This is a genomic window from Treponema sp. R6D11 (assembly GCF_054786075.1).
Genome location: NZ_BDHD01000925.1, coordinates 1 through 446 on the forward strand (window position 1 = coordinate 1; position 446 = coordinate 446).

The 446-nt window shown below is 47.3% G+C and carries 1 pseudogene; it reads right to left on the minus strand.

The features are described from left to right. Positions 1-446: pseudogene (locus ACYVTD_RS16840) on the minus strand (hypothetical protein); the annotation flags it as partial.

Genomic DNA, 446 nt, shown 5'->3' on the forward strand with positions numbered 1-446 from the left:
ATATCGGCAAAATCATCGTCGGCAAGACCGGTGTTATCTAAAGCAAGGTCATCTGATGCGAGGTCATCTGACGCGATGTCAGGAGAGGAAGTGTCATCTAACGAAACATCTGCTGACGCTTCGTCTTCTGATGTTTTGTTATCATCAGATGAAATGTCGGCAAAATCGTCCATGGCAAGATCGCCTGCGGTTGTGTCGTCGTCTAACGAAATGCCTGCAAAATCATCGTCGGCAAGACCGGCATCGTCTGAAGCGGCGTCGTTTGAAGCAACATCATCTGTGGCTGTTTCGTCTAACGAGATGTTCGCAAAATCATCAGAAGCAAGATCGGCGTCGTCGGTTTTGGCTTGTTCGTCTGCCGTATTGCTTGTATCAATGTCTATGTCAATATTATCAATATCATCACTGGAAGGCTCTGGCTTATCGGCGGGGTTTTTTTCTTCCCC